Source organism: Chryseobacterium sp. 3008163 (genome assembly GCF_003669035.1).
In the GTDB taxonomy this organism is placed as follows: Bacteria; Bacteroidota; Bacteroidia; order Flavobacteriales; family Weeksellaceae; genus Chryseobacterium.
The window spans coordinates 1,178,601-1,197,033 of the sequence record NZ_CP033070.1; the positions used below are offsets into that span (position 1 = coordinate 1,178,601).

18 protein-coding genes are annotated in these 18,433 nt (G+C 34.4%); 11 read left to right on the forward strand and 7 right to left on the reverse strand.

Going from position 1 to position 18,433, the window contains the following annotated elements; all coding sequences use genetic code 11:
- Window positions 1-21: 21 nt before the first annotated feature.
- The 6 genes from EAG08_RS05260 to EAG08_RS05280 all read left to right on the forward strand — a co-directional run bounded on the left by EAG08_RS05260 (window position 22) and on the right by EAG08_RS05280 (window position 5,630).
- Window positions 22-1,308 (forward strand): sensor histidine kinase, encoded by a 1,287-nt coding sequence (locus EAG08_RS05260; RefSeq protein WP_129534544.1) that lies wholly within the window; start codon window positions 22-24, stop codon window positions 1,306-1,308.
- A 204-nt stretch (window positions 1,309-1,512) separates the two neighbouring features.
- The gene (locus tag EAG08_RS22585; protein ID WP_262696806.1) at window positions 1,513-2,745 is read left to right on the forward strand and encodes an LTA synthase family protein; all 1,233 of its coding nucleotides are present in this window, start codon (window positions 1,513-1,515) and stop codon (window positions 2,743-2,745) included.
- Window positions 2,745-3,344, forward strand: coding sequence for an LTA synthase family protein (locus tag EAG08_RS22590; RefSeq protein WP_262696807.1), 600 nt, complete (start codon window positions 2,745-2,747; stop codon window positions 3,342-3,344). Before EAG08_RS22585 ends, EAG08_RS22590 begins: the two co-directional genes overlap by 1 nt.
- Window positions 3,345-3,610: 266 nt before the next feature.
- Window positions 3,611-4,786, forward strand: coding sequence for a thioredoxin family protein (locus EAG08_RS05270; protein ID WP_129534545.1), 1,176 nt, complete (start codon window positions 3,611-3,613; stop codon window positions 4,784-4,786).
- Window positions 4,787-4,795: 9 nt separating this feature from the next.
- Window positions 4,796-5,422, forward strand: a complete 627-nt coding sequence (locus tag EAG08_RS05275; RefSeq protein ID WP_129534546.1) for a DUF3575 domain-containing protein — start codon at window positions 4,796-4,798, stop codon at window positions 5,420-5,422.
- A 1-nt stretch (window position 5,423) separates the two neighbouring features.
- The gene (locus EAG08_RS05280; RefSeq protein ID WP_129534547.1) at window positions 5,424-5,630 is read left to right on the forward strand and encodes a hypothetical protein; all 207 of its coding nucleotides are present in this window, start codon (window positions 5,424-5,426) and stop codon (window positions 5,628-5,630) included.
- A 49-nt stretch (window positions 5,631-5,679) separates the two neighbouring features.
- Here EAG08_RS05280 and EAG08_RS05285 read toward each other — a convergent pair whose 3' ends face one another.
- On the reverse strand, window positions 5,680-6,876 hold the full coding sequence (locus EAG08_RS05285; protein WP_129534548.1) for an exo-beta-N-acetylmuramidase NamZ domain-containing protein: 1,197 nt from the start codon (window positions 6,874-6,876) through the stop codon (window positions 5,680-5,682).
- Between the two features lie 4 nt (window positions 6,877-6,880).
- On the opposite strand from EAG08_RS05285, the gene EAG08_RS05290 reads away from it, so the two are divergent.
- Both EAG08_RS05290 and EAG08_RS05295 read left to right on the forward strand, forming a co-directional pair.
- Window positions 6,881-8,110, forward strand: coding sequence for an ABC transporter permease (locus EAG08_RS05290; RefSeq protein ID WP_129534549.1), 1,230 nt, complete (start codon window positions 6,881-6,883; stop codon window positions 8,108-8,110).
- A 449-nt stretch (window positions 8,111-8,559) separates the two neighbouring features.
- On the forward strand, window positions 8,560-9,543 hold the full coding sequence (locus EAG08_RS05295; protein WP_129534550.1) for a PLP-dependent cysteine synthase family protein: 984 nt from the start codon (window positions 8,560-8,562) through the stop codon (window positions 9,541-9,543).
- Window positions 9,544-9,593: 50 nt separating this feature from the next.
- Here the strand turns inward: EAG08_RS05295 and EAG08_RS05300 are convergent, their stop codons facing one another.
- Genes EAG08_RS05300 through EAG08_RS05310 form a run of 3 tightly spaced genes read right to left on the reverse strand, consistent with a single transcriptional unit; the run spans window position 9,594 to window position 11,383 of the window.
- Complete coding sequence (locus tag EAG08_RS05300) at window positions 9,594-10,130, reverse strand: hypothetical protein (RefSeq protein WP_228446779.1); 537 nt, start codon at window positions 10,128-10,130, stop codon at window positions 9,594-9,596.
- A 30-nt stretch (window positions 10,131-10,160) separates the two neighbouring features.
- The gene (locus EAG08_RS05305) at window positions 10,161-10,463 is read right to left on the reverse strand and encodes a chaperone modulator CbpM (RefSeq protein WP_129534551.1); all 303 of its coding nucleotides are present in this window, start codon (window positions 10,461-10,463) and stop codon (window positions 10,161-10,163) included.
- Between the two features lie 2 nt (window positions 10,464-10,465).
- Complete coding sequence (locus EAG08_RS05310) at window positions 10,466-11,383, reverse strand: DnaJ C-terminal domain-containing protein (protein WP_129534552.1); 918 nt, start codon at window positions 11,381-11,383, stop codon at window positions 10,466-10,468.
- Window positions 11,384-11,477: 94 nt separating this feature from the next.
- Between EAG08_RS05310 and EAG08_RS05315 the strand changes: the two genes are divergently transcribed.
- Both EAG08_RS05315 and EAG08_RS05320 read left to right on the forward strand, forming a co-directional pair.
- Window positions 11,478-12,677: a dicarboxylate/amino acid:cation symporter gene (locus tag EAG08_RS05315; protein WP_129534553.1), complete on the forward strand. Its 1,200-nt coding sequence runs from the start codon at window positions 11,478-11,480 to the stop codon at window positions 12,675-12,677.
- A 13-nt stretch (window positions 12,678-12,690) separates the two neighbouring features.
- Window positions 12,691-13,221, forward strand: a complete 531-nt coding sequence (locus EAG08_RS05320; protein WP_129534554.1) for a hypothetical protein — start codon at window positions 12,691-12,693, stop codon at window positions 13,219-13,221.
- Between the two features lie 2 nt (window positions 13,222-13,223).
- Here EAG08_RS05320 and EAG08_RS05325 read toward each other — a convergent pair whose 3' ends face one another.
- A complete protein-coding gene (locus tag EAG08_RS05325) occupies window positions 13,224-13,610 on the reverse strand; it encodes a DUF779 domain-containing protein (protein ID WP_129534555.1) in 387 nt (128 codons plus the stop codon).
- Between the two features lie 515 nt (window positions 13,611-14,125).
- Complete coding sequence (locus tag EAG08_RS05330) at window positions 14,126-15,655, reverse strand: aldehyde dehydrogenase family protein (RefSeq protein ID WP_129534556.1); 1,530 nt, start codon at window positions 15,653-15,655, stop codon at window positions 14,126-14,128.
- Between the two features lie 180 nt (window positions 15,656-15,835).
- Here EAG08_RS05330 and EAG08_RS05335 point away from each other — a divergent pair, with 180 nt between their 5' ends.
- Complete coding sequence (locus EAG08_RS05335) at window positions 15,836-16,756, forward strand: helix-turn-helix domain-containing protein (RefSeq protein WP_129534557.1); 921 nt, start codon at window positions 15,836-15,838, stop codon at window positions 16,754-16,756.
- A 197-nt stretch (window positions 16,757-16,953) separates the two neighbouring features.
- On the opposite strand, the gene EAG08_RS05340 is transcribed toward EAG08_RS05335, so the two are convergent.
- Window positions 16,954-18,282 carry a hydroxymethylglutaryl-CoA synthase family protein gene (locus EAG08_RS05340; RefSeq protein WP_129534558.1) on the reverse strand — a complete coding sequence of 443 codons (1,329 nt, stop codon included), beginning with the start codon at window positions 18,280-18,282 and terminating at the stop codon, window positions 16,954-16,956.
- Window positions 18,283-18,433 lie beyond the last annotated feature (151 nt).

Below are 18,433 nucleotides of genomic sequence, written 5' to 3' on the forward strand. Positions count from 1 at the left end.
AATCATAATCCAAGATTTATTGTGAAGCCATTACTTAGCAAAACCACAAAGCCATTCATCATTTATGTACTTGTTATTTTGGCAATAAGCATTCCCGTGTATTATCTGATCATAGATACCATCTGGAAAAATGAATTGGATGAACACAACAAAACCATCGCTGAAAAAACAGCTTATGAATTTAATCATCTGAAACTTTCTGATGAAGAATTGGCTGAAAGCATCAGCCTTTGGAAAAAAATTCAGCCGGAAACAAATATTGAAGAAATCTCTTCTAATAATTTAAAAAAAGACCAATATTTTACGGTAGAAAAAACTGAAATTTTCTCACCAGAACCAGAAATGGAACGTTATAGATGTCTGAAAAAAGTAGTTTACATCAATAACAAACCTTTTCTATTTACTGTACAGACCAACATTGAAGAATCTCGTGAAACGATTGCGGCAATTGCTGCCATCACTACTTTTTTCTTTGTTATGATTGTTCTGGGTTTACTTTTTTTCAATCGAAAACTTTCTGTAACGATCTGGAAGCCGTTTAGAAATACGTTAGATGGGCTTAAAAAATTTAATCTTAATCATCAAAGTAAAATAGAATTTGAAAAAACCGATGTTACAGAATTCGAAGAACTTCATCTGTCTTTAAGTAAATTGATTGAGCATAATATTTCTGTCTACAAAACTCAAAAAGAATTTACGGAAAATGCCTCGCATGAACTGCAGACACCGCTGGCAATTCTTAAAAACAAATTAGACATCTTACTTCAGAACAAAGACCTGACTGAAAATCAGTATAAAATTACCGAGGAGATGAACCGAGCCCTGACAAGAAGTTCAAGAATCAATAAAAACCTTCTATTGTTGGCTAAAATAGAGAACAGCCAATTTAACGCAACTGAAGAAATTGAGCTGGACACACTTGTAAAACAAAGTTTAGAATTACTAGAAGAACATTTTCAACAAAAAAATATTTCTGTAAGCACAAACATTTCATCAAGCATCAAATTAGTTGGAAACAGCAGTCTGACCGAGGTTCTAATTAACAATTTACTCATCAATGCCATTCGGCATACACCTAACAACGGTATAATTTCAGTGAAATTAACCAATTCTTTCTTCGAAGTAACCAATTCCGGAACTGAGAAACTGAATTCTGAATTGTTGTTCAAAAGATTTTCAAGACAGTCTGCCGAAAACAATGGAAGCGGTCTGGGATTAGCAATCATCAAAGAAATTTGCAAATTTCAAAATTGGGAGATTGATTATTCATTTGAAAATAGTTCGCATATTTTTTCTGTAAAACTTTAAAATTCAAAATTTCTTCTAAATTGATTCATTGCTTTGTTTTTTAAAGCAAGCATCATGACTTCAAAAATAAATTCAAAGCCTTTCAAAAAAATTTTTAGTGGTAGATTTTCTGCGTTATTCAGTGTTTTAAGTTTATACCTCGTACTATCATTTATTATAAGACTGGGATTGCTTATTTGGTCAATAAAAGATGTCGATTTAAATTTGCTATACATTGTACGAGCATTCATTACAGGATTTTTATATGATCTTTGTGTCGGTTCGCTTTTCTTGTCTTTGTATACCATTTATCTTTTGCTTTTCCCGAAAAAATGGGTAGGATCCTTATTTGATAAAGGTTTTACTTATTTTTATTTAAGTTTAATTTTTATCATCATTTATTTCAGCTTATTAGCAGAAATTCCTTTTTGGGATGAGTTTGAGGTAAGATTTAATTTTATTGCTGTTGATTATTTAATCTACACATATGAAGTTATTGAGAACATTAATCAATCTTATCCTTTGCCGTTAGTTATAGTTTTACTCATTGGGCTTATCGCAATTACATTTTTCATTTTCAGTAGATTAAATGTTTTCAAAAAGACATTTTCAAATAAAATTACTTTTTCAAATCGTCTCTTTTACGCTATTCCTGTTTTGGTTATATCGTTCGTATTAGGATTAATAATGAAAAATAAGCAGGCAGATTTTAGTAATAATTTAATTATTAATGAGTTAGGTAAAAACGGAACTTTTTCTTTTATATCTGCTTACCAATCAAACGAGTTAGATTACGAAACATTTTACCCTAAACTGCCTGAGAAAAAAGCATATTCTATACTGAAAGGCAATCTTCTGCAGGAAAATCAGAAATATACCCGTGTAAATTATGATGATCTTTCAAGATTCACAAAAGGAGAAACCGAGCAGAAACCTAACATTATTGTCATTGCGATTGAAAGTTTCAGTGCTGATTTCCTTACTGAATTTGGGAATAAAGAAAATCTCACACCCAATTATGATCAATTATCAAAAGAAAGTATATTTTTTACCAATCTATATGCAACAGGCACGAGAACGGTAAGAGGCATGGAAGCATTAACACTTTCGGTACCTCCAACTCCCGGAAACAGCATTGTGAGAAGACCAAACAATCAGAATTTATTTTCAGTTTCCACGATTGTAAAAGCAAAAAACTATCAACCCTACTTTATTTACGGTGGTGATGGTTACTTTGATAACATGAATAATTTTTTTGGAGGTCAGGGATTTGATATCGTAGACAGAAACAGAGGAAATCCTCTATCTGATGAAATTAAAACGAATCGATTCCAGATCAAAGATAGTGAAGTCAGTTTTGAAAATGCATGGGGAATCTGTGATGAAGACCTTTATAAACAATCTATAAAATACGCCGATAAAAGTGCCCAAGAAAAAAACATTTTTTTCAGTTTGTAATGACCACTTCCAATCATAAACCTTACACATTCCCGAACGGAAAAATTAATCTTCCACAAGGCGACAGAAACGGCGCCGTAAAATATACCGATTATGCCTTAGGAAAGTTTATCTCAGATGCAAAAAAGAAACCTTGGTTTAAAAATACTGTATTTTTAATAGTTGCCGATCATTGTGCAAGCAGCGCCGGAAAATGGGAAATTAATATTGCCAAACATCATATTCCAGCAATTATTTACAATCTTCATCAGCAACCCGAAAAAATAAATCGTCTGACTTCACAAATAGACTTAATGCCTACTCTATTCGGATATTTGGGATGGAATTACAACACAAGTTTTTACGGTAAAGATATTAATCAAACCAAAATTGGCGATGAGCGTGCTTTTATAGGAAACTATAGAACTTTAGGATTACTAAGAAATAATTTATTCACCCAAATTGATGACAGAAAACGTGTTAAACAATTTACAGTTTCAGGAACTGATCAAGCATTATCTGAAGTCAATTTTAAGAATGAAGATCTAATTTCTGAGACCATTTCTTATTATCAAACCGCAAGCGAAAGATTTAAGAACGGAAAGATGAAGGCAAAATAGTTTTCTTTCGATCTAAAAATTGATTCTAAATTGAACTGTATTTTTGTGTTGTAAATTTCACATAATAGCACAGAATTCACCGATGAAAAATTATTTCAAAGATAAATAAAAGTCTCAATTTTCAGAGCCAGCTTCAAAATTCTAATGTCGTTTATATCAGTAATCACATAGAAACTGCAATATTGCTTTTTCACTTTTACATATTTTTAACAATTCTTATCAGTCAAAATTAAGTATCTTCGCTTATTAAAATTTTTGATTTGAAAATGAAAAATATTATCTCCGGATTATTTATTTTTATCACCATATTTGGTTTTGCTCAGGACGAAATTCAGTTTCAGGATCTTCCTTTTAAAGATCTTGTAGCAAAAGCTAAGGAGGAAAATAAACTTGTCTTTATCGACGCATATGCTGCTTGGTGTGGCCCTTGTAAGATGATGGAAAAGAATGTTTTCAACAAAAAATCTGTAGGCGATTTTTATAATAAAAACTTCGTCAATGCAAGAATTGACATGGAAAAAGGTGAAGGAAGAGAGGTTGCTCAAAAATTTGGCGTTCGCTCCTATCCTACTTATTTATTTTTAAACGGTGACGGCGAATTGGTTTCACAAAACTATGGGTACATGGAAGAAGGCATTTTCTTAGCAATGGCTCAGGATATCAATTCTCCAAACAATAAAAAAGGTTCGCTGAAAGAACGTTTTGCAAAAGGTGAAAAAGACAAAGATTTTCTCATCAACATTATGAAGTTGAATTCGAGTGCTGACTACGAATTTGCAAAACAAGCTTCTGAAAGATACTTCTCCAACAGAAAAAAAACAGACGAGTTTACCAAAGACGATGTTGGTCTTCTTTTATATTTCTTAAAATCAACAGAAGATCTCAACTACAAAACATTTGTTTCTCAAAAAGCAGACATCATCAAATTTTTACCTGAAGAAAACTATAAAGAATTTAATAATCAATTGGTTTTAGCCAAAGTAGTACAAGAATCGATTGACGAAAAAGCAAAGAAAATCAATGACGATTATTTTTTAAAAACTGCTGAACCCTTAGTTGGGAAAGAGGCAGCAATTTTAAAATTAAATCAAACAAAATTAGCATATTATGAACAAAATGCCAATTTCTTGGAATACGAAAAAGCAGCGTTAGAATATTATAAAAACGCAGATTCTTTTGAACCAAACGAACTTTTAAAGGCAGCCTGGATTTTCTCAGACAATATCAAAACACAATCTTCGTTAAAGAAAGCAGCAGAATGGGCTGAGAAATCGGTCATGCGTGGTGAAACTCCAGAAAACACCTATATTTTAGCAAAAATATATTACAATTTAGGAAGCAAAGACTTAGCAAAAAACTTCGCTGAATTATCAAAAAACATGGCTTTGCAATCTGGAAAAGACGCCAATTTAGCGACAGAGTTATTAAGTAAAATCAAATAAAAAGACAATTTGAAATACAAAATTTTTATAGCAGCCATAGCCTTAGTCTCAGCAAACCGAATGACTGCTCAGGAGCAAATCTCAGAGAACGAAAATAGTTTACGTTTAAAAGCAAATGCTTTATTTATCCCGATTGGGGTCATCAACGCCGGTCTTGAATATCAGCTCAACTCAAAATATACTTTACAAGGTGATGTTCTTATCTCTCCCTGGAAATCATTTGCAGGGCATGAGTTACAATACTATTCAGCTTCTGTAGAGGGAAGGTATTATTTTAAAGAAGCGTTTAATGGCTGGTATGTAGGAGCAAATATTGGAGCATCATCATTCGTTCTGCAAAAATGGAATTATTGGGGTGAAGGTGATTACATAAACGATAATAATGAAGTTTTTACAAAGTCAAATTTATATCAAAAAGGATATTCTATTTTATTTGGAATTACAGCTGGTTACCAATTCAGGTTATCAGACAGATTAAACATGGATATTTATGGAACTGTTGGGACTTCTCAGGATTTTTACAAAGGATATGATCGCGAAACAGGAAGACGGTATGATGTTGCCGAAGGATATAACCATAGTGGTGAAATCATCCCTTACAGAGGAGGTGTAATGATATCTTATAAATTAAAGTAACATGAAATTATTCGGAAGAAACCACATCATCATATCGGTAATTACTTTTGCAATCCTATTTTTGATGAATTATTTGGGAAATCAGGAAGCAGATAAATTACAGCGTGCGCTCATGACAGCTTTTGCAGGAGTTATTGGACTCTCAATAGGACTTTTTATTTTAAATAAAGGAAAAGACGATAAAAGTCCACCACAGAATTTTGATTAAGAAAAACATAAAAAAATGTCAACTGTAAGTTTAGCAGTTGACATTTTTTTTATTCTTCATAAATCAGATATTTACTTCTGATTTTTGAGAATTTTTCAAGATCAGCTTTCCATGAAGCTTTGATTTCAGATTCAGATTTTCCGGCAATGATTTGTTTTCTTAATTCATCGCTTCCTGCCAATGTATCGAAAAACAGATTCTTCAAAAAGAAATCTTGTTGAGGATTTTTATAATTTTGATATGCTTTGAGCAGCCATTCTAAATTCAGACTTCTCAAATCCTGAGAATAATTTGAAAGATTTTCTCCGTAACACAATTTCCCGTTTAAAAATGGATCTTTTGCTCCGAAATTCGGTTTTGGAGTAAATTGATAAGGTAAATTTTTCGTCCATGGCGAACCATAGATTTGAAAAGGACTACCTGTTCCCCTCCCCACAGAAACCTGAGTTCCTTCAAAGAAACATAAACTCGGATAGAGATTAATCGACTTCTCATTGGGTAAATTAGGAGAAGGTTTATCTAAAATTGCATAACGCTGTTTTTTATGATACTTCTGCATCGGGATTAATGTATACTTCGCTTTTACTCCATTCTTCAGCCATTTTTCTCCGTTCACCATTTTTCCGTATTCACCAATTGTTAAACCGTAAACGACAGGAACTTCATGCATTCCGACAAAACTTTCCCATTTCTTTTTTAAAACCGGTCCGTCAATATATCCGTCATGAGGATTTGGTCTGTCTAAAACTAAAATTTCGACATTATTTTCTGCACCGGCTTCCATTAAATAGGTTAAAGTTGAGATGTAAGTATAAAATCGAACTCCAACGTCCTGAATATCAAACAAAACAATATCTAAACCTTTTAGTTGCTCTGGTTTTGGCTTTTTATTAGCTCCGTAAAGTGAAATAATAGGAATTCCAGTTTTTACATCTATTCCATTCTTTACTTTTTCCCCTGCATCTGCATCACCTCTGAAACCATGCTCTGGAGCAAAAATTGTTTTAATTTTAATTCCGTTTTTAACCAGATAATCTACAACATGAGTTTTGTCTTTCATCAAACCGGTTTGGTTGGTCACAATTCCGATGGTTTTGTCTTTCAATAAGGGCAAATAAAGTTCCGGTCGGTCTGCACCGGTTTTGAAACATTCCTGATCTTGAGACTGAGAATAATATGGGTTGATTACTCCTAAAAAAATTAGGCAAATAAGAACTAAAGTTTTAATTTTGAAATCTAAATTCATAAGCTTGAAATTTCCTTTATATTTCTCTAGAAAAATAGCGTTTTCCAAAGATAACAAAAATAACCTATCGCGGGTGATCATCTTCATCGGCAGACTTTCTGTTGCTTTGGGAATCATTGTTTCTTTGATTACCGTTTCCACAGGTTTTGGCTCAAAAAAAGCCATTAAAGAGAGATTGGCAGATTTCAGCGGACATATTACTGTAAAATCAACCCGTTCCAACTCATCTTACAATACTTCAATTCTTGACAAGCAAGGTTTAAATATTGCTAAACTGAAAGAAATCCCGGATGTTGAAAGCGTACAAAAATACGCCATGGTAACGGGAATTATGCGTAACGAACATAGTTTTGCAGGAATTATCTTTAAAGGCGTAGGAAAAGATTTTGACAGCTTAAGATTTAAAAAATTCCTGATTGCAGGTAAAACTCCAAAGATTACAGAAGAAGGCTACAACAACGGTGTTACTATTTCGGAAAAGATAGCCAATGATCTTCATTTGAAACTCAACGACAGCATTGTAACGGTCTTTGCAAAAGAAGATCAAAAGCAGATTTACAGAAAGTTTCAGGTAGTTGGAATTTACAAAACTGACATCAAAATGATTGACGATCAGTTTGTGATTGGCGATGTGAATCATGTGAGAAAAATTCAGGATATGACACCTGAAGATATTGGCGGAATTGATATTTTCTTTAAAAATGTAAATGACATCGATAAAGATTCAATAGAGATTGACAAAGTAATTGGCTATAAAAACTATGCAGAAAAGGCAACTGATAAATTTCCTCAAATCAATGATTGGATAGGTCTTTTTGACACCAACATCGGGATCATTATTACCATTATGCTAACGGTTGTGATTATTAATATCATTATGGTTCTGCTTATTTTGATTATTGAGAGAACGAATTCTATTGGTTTGCTTAAAACATTAGGGGCTACTAATGGGCAAATAAGAGCTACTTTTATCAATTATACATTAATTATCATGGTTCCGGGGTTGCTTTTCGGAAATGCTATTGGTCTTGGACTTCTATTAATTCAAAAGTTTTTTGGAATTATTAAATTAGATCCGAAAGACTACTATGTCAGCGTTGTTCCTGTAGATTTAAATCCTCTTATTATTCTTTCGATCTCTGCCGGTATATTATTTATTTCTGGATTAGCATTGATTATCCCAAGCTATCTGATCAGTAAAATTTCTCCAGTAAAGTCTATTAAATACAGCTAAAGATGAATTTTCAATTGCCAATTGTGAATTTTACAAGCAGAATGTAAATCTGACATTTATTTTGATTAAATGTTTTTAATGAATTTATAAATTGCTTCACATCCTGTATCATTACAAATATTTGTAACGCAGAATTCCCCTTCCAGCGGAGGGGTGGCGAAAATTCTAAAAGAATTTTTGACGGGGTGGTTTAAAACATGAGTACACAAAGCTCTGCTACTTAGACCAGATTCAACTCCTGAAGACTCACTACCATAGCCCTGATTGCAGCGACATCCTTTTGTGGAGCAAAGCGGAACAAAAGATACAGCACTTCGACTTCGCTCAGTATAAACTACAAGCAGGAATTAGCTTCTAAAAGCTAATTCAACCTTGTAATTCATTTAATACCTTCTCTTCTCTTAACTCATTTGAAAGCCGTATATTTGCCCCGCAGAAAAAAAACAAGTATGAAATACGCAGAAAATATTCTCGAAACCATAGGAAATACACCTCTTGTGAAAATTAACAAGGTGCTTGGAGAAGATTTCCCAGCATTGGTATTGGCAAAAGTAGAAACCTTCAACCCAGGAAATTCGGTTAAAGACAGAATGGCTCTGAAAATGATTGAAGATGCCGAAAAAGACGGAAGATTAAAACCAGGCGGAACCATTATTGAAGGAACTTCAGGAAACACAGGGATGGGATTGGCCTTGGCTGCCATCATCAAAGGCTACAAATGTATTTTTGTGACCAATGCAAAACAATCTAAGGAAAAATGCGATATACTTCGTGCTGTTGGTGCTGAAGTGATCGTTTGTCCGACTGACGTAAAACCAACAGATCCTCGTTCTTATTACTCAGTTTCTAAGAGATTGGCTAAAGAAACAGAAAACGGATGGTACGTAAATCAATATGATAACTTATCAAACAGAGCAGCTCATTACGAGTCTACTGCTCCCGAAATCTGGGAACAAACCGACGGAAAACTGACTCATTTTTTAGTGGGAGCCGGAACAGGTGGAACAATTACAGGTTGTGGAATGTTCTTTAAAGAAAAAAATAAAGACATTAAAATACTTGGGGTTGATACTTACGGTTCAATCTTAAAGGAAATTCACGAAACGGGTGAAATTAAATTAGAAAACGCTTACACCTACATCACAGAAGGTATTGGTGAAGATATTCTTCCAGAAAATTACGATATGTCTGTCATCGATCATTTTGAGAAAGTTACCGATAAAGACGGCGCAATCTACGCAAGAAAATTGGCAAAAGAAGAAGGAATTTTCTGTGGATATTCTGCGGGAAGTGCAATGGCAGCTTTGGTTCAGATGAAAGATCAGTTTACGAAAGACGACGTGATTGTTGTGTTACTTCATGATCACGGCTCAAGATATGTAGGGAAAATCTACAACGACGAGTGGATGAAAGAAATGGGTTGGTTAGATTAATCAGCTTTTCATTACAAATTTTAAACTCAGAGTTTCAGCTCTGAGTTTTTTTATTCTAAAACATTTTTCTGCACAGCCTCTTTCAACAATTCAAAATCTGCTTCCTGCATTGATTTTTTTGGAAACATATAATTGAACTTCCCTTCCAAGCCTATAAATTTATCGCTGATTTCAGCAGCTGTAAATTCTGTCCAAAGGCTGGTTTCTTTATTGTCATTAAGGTTTACTTTAAAAACTTTGGCATTAAACTGAATCTGATAAATCTCAGTATTCTCAAGGGTTTTCAGATATTTCACGACTTCTTTTTTCCACTTTGAAACCTTGTTGATGGCTAAAGATAAGTAGACCGCACAAAGCAGAAAAAGAAAACTTACAAAGTATAAAATCCCGAATTTCTCTTTGCTTAAATCATCTTTAAAGTAAAACAATATCAACAAAATCACTGCAACTACAACTGTTGTGATGAGTTTTCCTTTTACTGTAGGCGACAAAAACAAACTTCCCTGATTTCCGTTGAGATAAATATCTTCAAAATCTTTTTTATTGATCTTTAAGTTGATGATTTTGTCGTCGTTGATTCTAGCCATATAATGCGTGTTTTAGTTTACAAAACTAAATTAAATATCCTCATATCTCTCACTAATTGCTGAAAGTTTATTCATCAATTCGCGATTTTTTCTCTTTAAATCTTCCATTTTACTGAGCATATCATGAATTACCTCCAAACCAGGCAGGTTAATTTCAAGGTCATAATGCCAATTGGTAAACTTTTCAAAAACATGAAGATCTTCATAAATCAGATACCGAATGTTATCTTCAGTTTCTACTCTCAGCAAGCCATAATCAACCAATTCATCAAAAAAAGTAATTTCAACATTGTATATTTTTACGAGTTCTTCCCGTGATATTCTTTCGCTCATGATTAAGAATTTTTAAGTTGTTCAAAAAGTTCTTTTTGTTTTTCCGTAAGATTTGTGGGTAATTTCACATCATAGGTCACAAACAAATCACCAAATTCACCGTCTTTTTTATAGACCGGAAAACCTTTTCCTTTCAATCTTACCGTTGTTCCGCTTTGAGTTTCTGGTTTTACTTTGAGATTCACGCTACCCTCTAAAGTTTCCACTTTCACATCTCCGCCTAAAACTGCGGTGTACAAATCAATGCTGATCTTAGATTTTAAATCATCTCCTACCCTTTCGAAATTAGGATCAGCAGCGATGTTAAATGTAATATATAAATCTCCTGTCGGCCCGCCATTGTAACCCAGATTTCCGTGACCTTTCAGTTTGATTTTTTGACCATCAGAAACTCCCGCAGGAATTGTAATTCTTACCTTTTTCCCATTAATATCGAAAGTCTGCTGATGAGTCTTTGCAGCATCTTTTAAGTTTAAATTCAGTTCTGTCTGCACATCCTGACCTTTGAATTTTCCTGACGCACTTCCGCGCGAATTTCTGCCGAATCCGCCTCCTTCACCACCAAACATACTTTGGAAAAAGTCTGAAAAATCTTCACCTTCACCAAAATCAGCACCGGAGAAACCACCTCCGTAGTTTCCACCCTGACTTTGAGACTGCCTTTGCTGTTGCTGTGCCTGTTCGTACTGTTCGCCATGCTTCCAATTCTCACCGTACTTATCGTATTTTGCACGGTTTTCGGGATTGCTTAGGACTTCATTAGCTTCATTCAGCTCTTTGAATTTTCGCTCAGCTTCTTTGTCGTTGGGGTTAAGGTCTGGATGCAGTTTTCTTGCCAGCTTGCGGTACGCTTTTTTGATATCGTCCTGCGTTGCGCTTTTGTCTACGCCTAAAATTTTGTAATAATCTATATAAGCCATAGAAACGAATGTTTACTCAAATTTAGAACAATTAAGGCAAAGAAACATCTTAGAAATTGTTAAAAATAAATCTATCTTTACTAAAAATCATGGCATGAAAGAGGTTCTCAAAAATTACTCAGGAATTCTGTTTTTACTTCTCGGGATCACCATTGGAAGTATTATTGGTATTGTTGCCCCACAAATCGTTGAGTACATAAAACCTCTGGGAGATATTTTTCTGAATCTTCTTTTCGTAAGTGTGGTGCCGTTGGTATTTTTTGCAGTGGCCAATTCTATTGCTTCACTGGAACAGGAATCTAAGTTTGGCAAAATCATTATGGTCATGTCATTTACTTTTCTTTTTTTCATTTTAACAGCTGCTGTGTTTACAATCGGAGCGGTATATTTATTTCCGGTCTCATCTATTTCGGGCAGTTCAGAAATCATTGCTGAAGCGACCAAAGAAGAAAACTGGGGCGACAAAATTGTCAGTTTCTTCACCGTAGGAGAATTTACCGAGCTCTTTTCACGGAAAAACATGCTTGCATTGTTGATTTTCGCCTTCATGACAGGATTTGCTACAAGAAAATCGGGAGAAAACGGGAAACCATTCAGATTGTTTATTGCTTCGGGATATGAAGTAATGAAGGAATTGCTTTTAATGATTATGAAAATTGCACCGATTGGTCTGGGAGCATACTTTGCATATCAGGTAGCGACCTTAGGACCTCAGCTTTTCGGATTTTATGCTAAACCTTTAGGGCTGTATTACATCGCAGGAATTATCTACTTCTTTGTATTTTTCACTCTCTATGCATTTATGGCAAACAGACAGACCGGAATCAAAAGTTTCTGGAAAAACGCTATTCTTCCGACATTAACAGCATTGAGTACCTGCAGCAGTTTTGCAACAATGCCTACTAATTTATTAGCAGCATCAAAGATTGGAATTCCTAGTTCGATTGCAAATCTTGTGATTCCGATTGGAACGACGCTTCATAAAAACGGTTCGTCGATGTCTTCTATTATTAAAATTTACGTAGCATTTCAGATTATTGGCAGAGATTTTTTTGAACCATCAAACCTTCTTTTAGCTTTGGGAATTACTGTGTTCGTAAGTATTGTTGCAGGTGGAATTCCGAATGGTGGTTATATTGGTGAAATGCTGATGATTTCTGTGTATCAGTTGCCGCAGGAAGCAATTCCTGCCGTGATTATTATCGGAACTTTGGTTGATCCTTTGGCGACGGTTTTAAATGCTGTGGGTGATATTGTGGCGGCAATGTTTGTGAATCGGTTTGTGAAAGTTTGATGATTATTTTATTATGGATTCATTTTTTAAAAACATAGGACTGTATGATCATTTGAATTTCAATATTGAGATGGGTAAATCTGAATTTGTTGAAAGTTTTAAAAAAATCACCTACGAAACAAATACAAGTTTCATATCTTTAATTCCTGATCACGGAATCCCTACAAGATTTGAATACAGAGGATTAATCAATCCGGACAACTTCATTATAAAAAGAAGAAAACATTTATTTGACATTAATATTTATCGTTCTATTATAAAAGGAAATATTGTAGAAGAAAAGAATAAAACAGTCATTAAAATAGAATTCACTCCCTTCATTTATCCTTTTATAGCTTCTATCATAGGAATTCTTCTTTTCCTTTTTATCGCATCACAAGAAATTCAAAACAACGAAAATTATTTCTTAATTGTCATTCCAATATTGATAACAATCATTCAGTATTTTATTTTAAAAAGAAATATTAAGAGAGATAAATATGACTTTGAAAGAGAATTGAATTTTATTGCTTCAAAAAACAATCAGTTTAAAAGCTGCAAGTGAAATCATTCACTTCGTTTTATAGGTTCCAAGTTTTGCAATTCTTCTGGTGTAAATAATCTGTAGTGTACTTTAAATGTTTTCCCCAATGGTGTTTCCAACGAAAATCCACCTGGTCCGAAGCCTTCCAGAACATCTAAGGTGAAATGTGAATATTGCCAATATTCAAATAAATCTCGGTCTATCCAGAATTCATGTTCGTTGATGGTTCCGATCATGGCATCATTCATTCTCGGAAAGTAGCCGCCTTTTTCGAAACATTGGGGTTGTGTACCTTCACAGCATCCTCCCGCCTGGTAAAACATGAGTTCGCCATGCTTTTTTTCGAGTTCCCAAATAAGCTCGAGGGCTTTTTCTGTAACTGAGAGTCTTGATATTTTCTTTGTTTCCATAATGATTTTTTTATTGTTCTTTTGCCTTGAAGCAAAAGAACCAATCCCGAAGTTTCGGGACAAGACTTGGACTCTTTCGCTGAAAATTAATTCAATTCACTAAAAATTCTAAACTTGCGCGATATCTTATTTTATTCTTCGGTTGAAAAGTCGTGTCGCGCTTCGAACAGAAGAATTTTTTAGACGTTCATCGAAATAATTTTCTTAACGCTTAAGACTCCTAAGTTATTTTAAAGTCTTTCAAACAACATTTGGTTTTTTAAACTTTGATTAAGTCGAGCTTAGCCTGTGTCTGTTGTGTAAAGTTAAAAAAAGCCTGACAAAACAAGCATTGTCAGGCTTTACATAAACCAAATATAGAGATGTGTTTTTTACACAACTTTTGCGTGAGGGATAGGAAGGGCGGCGAGGAACTCGCCGGTGCGAAGCACCGAAACGAAGTGCAGCCCTGGATAGCCCGACCGTTTTTCCCCGTGACAAACGGGGAAAACGGGCACGCCCTAAATATTTAATAATTAAAAGAAACCTAATTTGTTTTTGCTGTACGAGATCAACATATTTTTGGTCTGACGGTAATGATCCAACATCATTTTGTGGTTTTCTCTACCAATCCCAGACTGCTTGTACCCACCAAATGGCGCTCCTGCAGGATATGAGTGGTATTGGTTCACCCAAACTCTACCCGCCTGAATCTGACGTGGCACGTTATACAATTGATGCGCATCTCTCGTCCAAACTCCCGCTCCAAGTCCGTAAATAGTATCGTTGGCAATCTTGATTCCTTCTTCTTCATCTTTGAACGTTGTGAACGCTAAAACAGGTCCGAAAATCTCTTCCTGAAAGATTCTCATTCTGTTGTTTCCTTTGAAAATCGTCGGCTGGATGTAATATCCTTCTTCAAGATTTTCACCTACATGATTCACATCACCACCTACTAAAATTTCAGCACCTTCTTCTTTCCCTAATTTGATGTAAGAAAGAATTTTGTCTTTCTGAATCTTAGAAGCCTGAGCTCCCATCATCACGGTTTTATCTAAAGGATTTCCTACTTTAATGGCTTTTACTCTTTCGATTACTTTGGCAATGAATGCATCGGCAATATCTTCCTGAACTAGTAATCTTGACGGACAAGTACAAATTTCACCCTGATTTAAAGCAAATAAAACCGCTCCTTCAATAGCTTTATCTAAAAATTCATCATCAGCATCCATCACTGAACTGAAGAAAACGTTTGGAGATTTCCCACCCAATTCTAAAGTTACCGGAATGATATTTTCTGTTGCGTACTGCATCACCAAACGACCTGTAGCCGTAGAACCTGTGAACGCAGCTTTGTTTACTTTTGGATTCGTCACCAAAGCTCTTCCTAATTCTGCTCCAAAGCCGTTGACGATATTGATCACTCCTGCCGGAAGTAAATCTTTAATTAAATCGACCAATATAAGAATTGAAATTGGCGTGCTTTCTGCCGGTTTTAAGACCACACAGTTTCCTGCGGCCAATGCCGGAGCCAATTTCCAGACAGCCATTAAGATTGGGAAGTTCCATGGAATGATTTGTGCGATGACACCAAGCGGTTCGTGAACGATTAATGAAACGGTATCTTTATCTAATTCATTATGTGAACCTTCATCTGCTCTGATTACTGAAGCAAAATACCTGAAATGATCAACTGCCAAAGGTAAATCTGCTGCCAAAGTTTCTCTCACCGCTTTACCATTATCGATGGTTTCTACGATGGCAAGATATTCTAAATTCTGCTCGATTCTGTCAGCAATTTTATTTAAAATAACACTCCTTTCTGTAGATGAAGTATCTTTCCAGGTTTGGAATGCTTTATCGGCTGCATTTACAGCCAGTTCTAAATCTTCTTTTGAAGAATGTGCTGCCTGTGTGAAAACTTTTCCGTCAACGGGAGAAATCACATCGAAATATTTACCATTTACGGGTGCTGTAAATTCACCATTGATAAAGTTATCATATTGTTTTTTGAATTCAGGCCACTGTAATACCGTGTCTGATTTTTGTTCTGTTGCTGTGCTCATATTCGTATTGTTTTGATTTTATCTTCAACCAAATTACACCGACTTCAACCAAACCAATAGCAAAATCCTACAAAAAAACTTCACAATAGTGTAGAAGGCAGACTTTATCATTTCATTAACATGTTTTTAATCATATAATTTCTATATTTGATAGAAGTCGCCACTTAAATAAATTTAGAAATGAACAATCATAAGTTTTTATTGAATACTCCTGAATTAAAGAAGGAAGATCAGCTTTTAAACTTAGTTGAAAATCAGACTAAATTTAATCTCAACAACTGCGAATTTAGCATTTATGAAACTCACAAGGCTGCTTTTGATGTAAAACTGCATTTTGATACGATTGCTTTCACAGCAATGCTCCAAGGAAGAAAATATATGAAGCTGGAGAACAAAACCAATTATTTCGATTATTTCCCCGGAGAAAGTGTTTTGGTTGCGCCCGGCGAAACGATGGTAATAGATTTCCCAGATGCTGATGAAACGCCCTCACAATGTATTTCTTTAAGTTTAAATCCTGAATTTATCGAAAACTCTCTGAATCATCTGAACTATAATTTCGCTAAAGTAGATGAAACCTCATCATGGAATCTACAGCTTGACGAATATTTTCTATTTAACAATAAATCACTGGCTTCAGCCACCAATAACATTATGAGAATCGCCATGGATGACAATTCTCAAAAAGACATCATGGCTGATTTCGCTTTAAAAGAACTCTTAATAAGACTCATGCAAACACAGGCAAGAAGTATGGTTGAGAAAAATTTGGCTAAAAATAAATCTAGAATCGGTTTTGTGGTAGATTATATCAAAACAAATATTCACCAGAAACTCTCTATCGACAGTATTGCGAAATTGGCGTATGTAAGCAAGTCTAATTTCTTTAAAATGTTTAAAGATGAGCTGGGAACTTCCCCAAATGATTTTATTCTTCAGGAACGCATCAGTAAAGCCAAGGAGCTTTTAGCTTTAAATAACAGCATTAAAGAAACAGCTTATCAGACGGGGTTTTCTGATACGAATTACTTTACGAGAGTTTTTAAGCAATTGGTTGGGGTAACACCGAAGACTTATCAGAATAAGATTATTACTTACTAATTAATTTTAAACAATGGTTCCACCAAAAAAATAATTGAGTTTTTGTTCGGAATTAAAATGACTAAAAAAGGAAATTTGATTTTGAATTTGTCTATTTTATTTTTTGTTGTTATGATGTTCTTACTCGTTTTAAATAAAGATAAATAGATTTAAATTTTAAGAAAAGAAGCATCCCAAATGAGATGCTCTTTTAGTTTTTATCCTTTATAACCATAATATCTCGCTCCCAATAAAACAGGATTTTCAAGTTCTACGGATTGCAGACCAAATCCATTATAATCAGGATTTACAGAATGTTCAAGCTGTTTTCTGTGGAGCTTTTCATACGTATCAAAGTCAATGGCTAAACGTTCATTCAAATTTTCAAATAAATTCCATTTTTCAACGACACTTTTCCAGTTTTCAGAAACTTTTCCGGCAAAAATTTTTGATTTTGATCCGCTTCCATAGCCTAAAAACCCGATTTCCTGTCCAGTTAATTCTTCATTTTCATTAAAAGAAGTCTGTAAACCTGAAAGTAAAGCCATAAAAATCGAGGCGGTGTACATATTTCCTATTTCTGAAGATGCGCGCTGCGTTTTTTCGATTTTTTCACTGATAAATTTCAAATATTCTTCAGATTTTGCAACCACTTTCTGTTCGTCAGGATTTGAATAGGATAGTCCGTTTTCTAAGCTGTAAATTTCAGTAAAAACTCTTTTCCCGTGGAATGCGTATGGAAGATGGAAGATTAAATATTTCCAGTTTTCGTAAGGCTTTTCTTTTCTTGAAACTACTTTATAATGTTCATACGCTTCTCTGATTCTATCCTGATAACACTGATTCGAATACTGTCCGTCAAAAACCGGTTCATCGGTGAAAATTTCAATTTTATCTGGGAAATTTTCAGGAGCGTTTGTCAAATCTTCTTTTTTGAAATGTCTTCTTGGTTTGAAAAAATCAAAAACACTTTCGGTAGCGATTCCCCAATTGTTTTCTATTTCAATTAAATCAGGTTTTGCAGAGATCAACAAAGAAACCGCTCCTCCACCCTGCGTATATTCTCCGGAAGAAGCCAACTCGTATTTTGCATAATCGCTTGCGATAACGATTGCTTTTTTATCAGGATTTACCCTTACAAAATCTAATGAATTGTGAAGTGCATCTACTGCTCCGATACAAGCAAAAGTCATATCAACCACATCACAGTTTTTGAAACATCTTTCACCAAACTCAGCCTCTAAAACTTTTTCTATCATCTGCATTGCATAGGAAGCAGTAGGTTTTGCGGCATCGATTGCGCTTTCTGTTCCTAAATAAATTCTTGTAATATCTTTTGGATTAATCTGATAATCCTTAATTAATTTTAATAATGCTTCAGCAGCAAATGTAGCAGCATCTTCATGCACATCGGGAAATCCCATTTTATGTAATCCTAAACCTTTTTCCAATTTCGCAGAATCTATCCCTCTTTTTTCTGCTAAGTCTTTAATTTCCAAATATAAAGATGGCACATAATAACTCGCTGCCTCAATTCCAAAACCCATACTCGTTTAATTTTAACACGAATTTATAAAAGATAGTGCAAAAAAAGCTTCATTATCGTATAAATTTTTGCGAAAATTATTAATTTAATTACTTATTGTTTTTGTGAAAATTATTTTAACGCAAAGCTCGCTAAGCTTTTTTTTACCACTA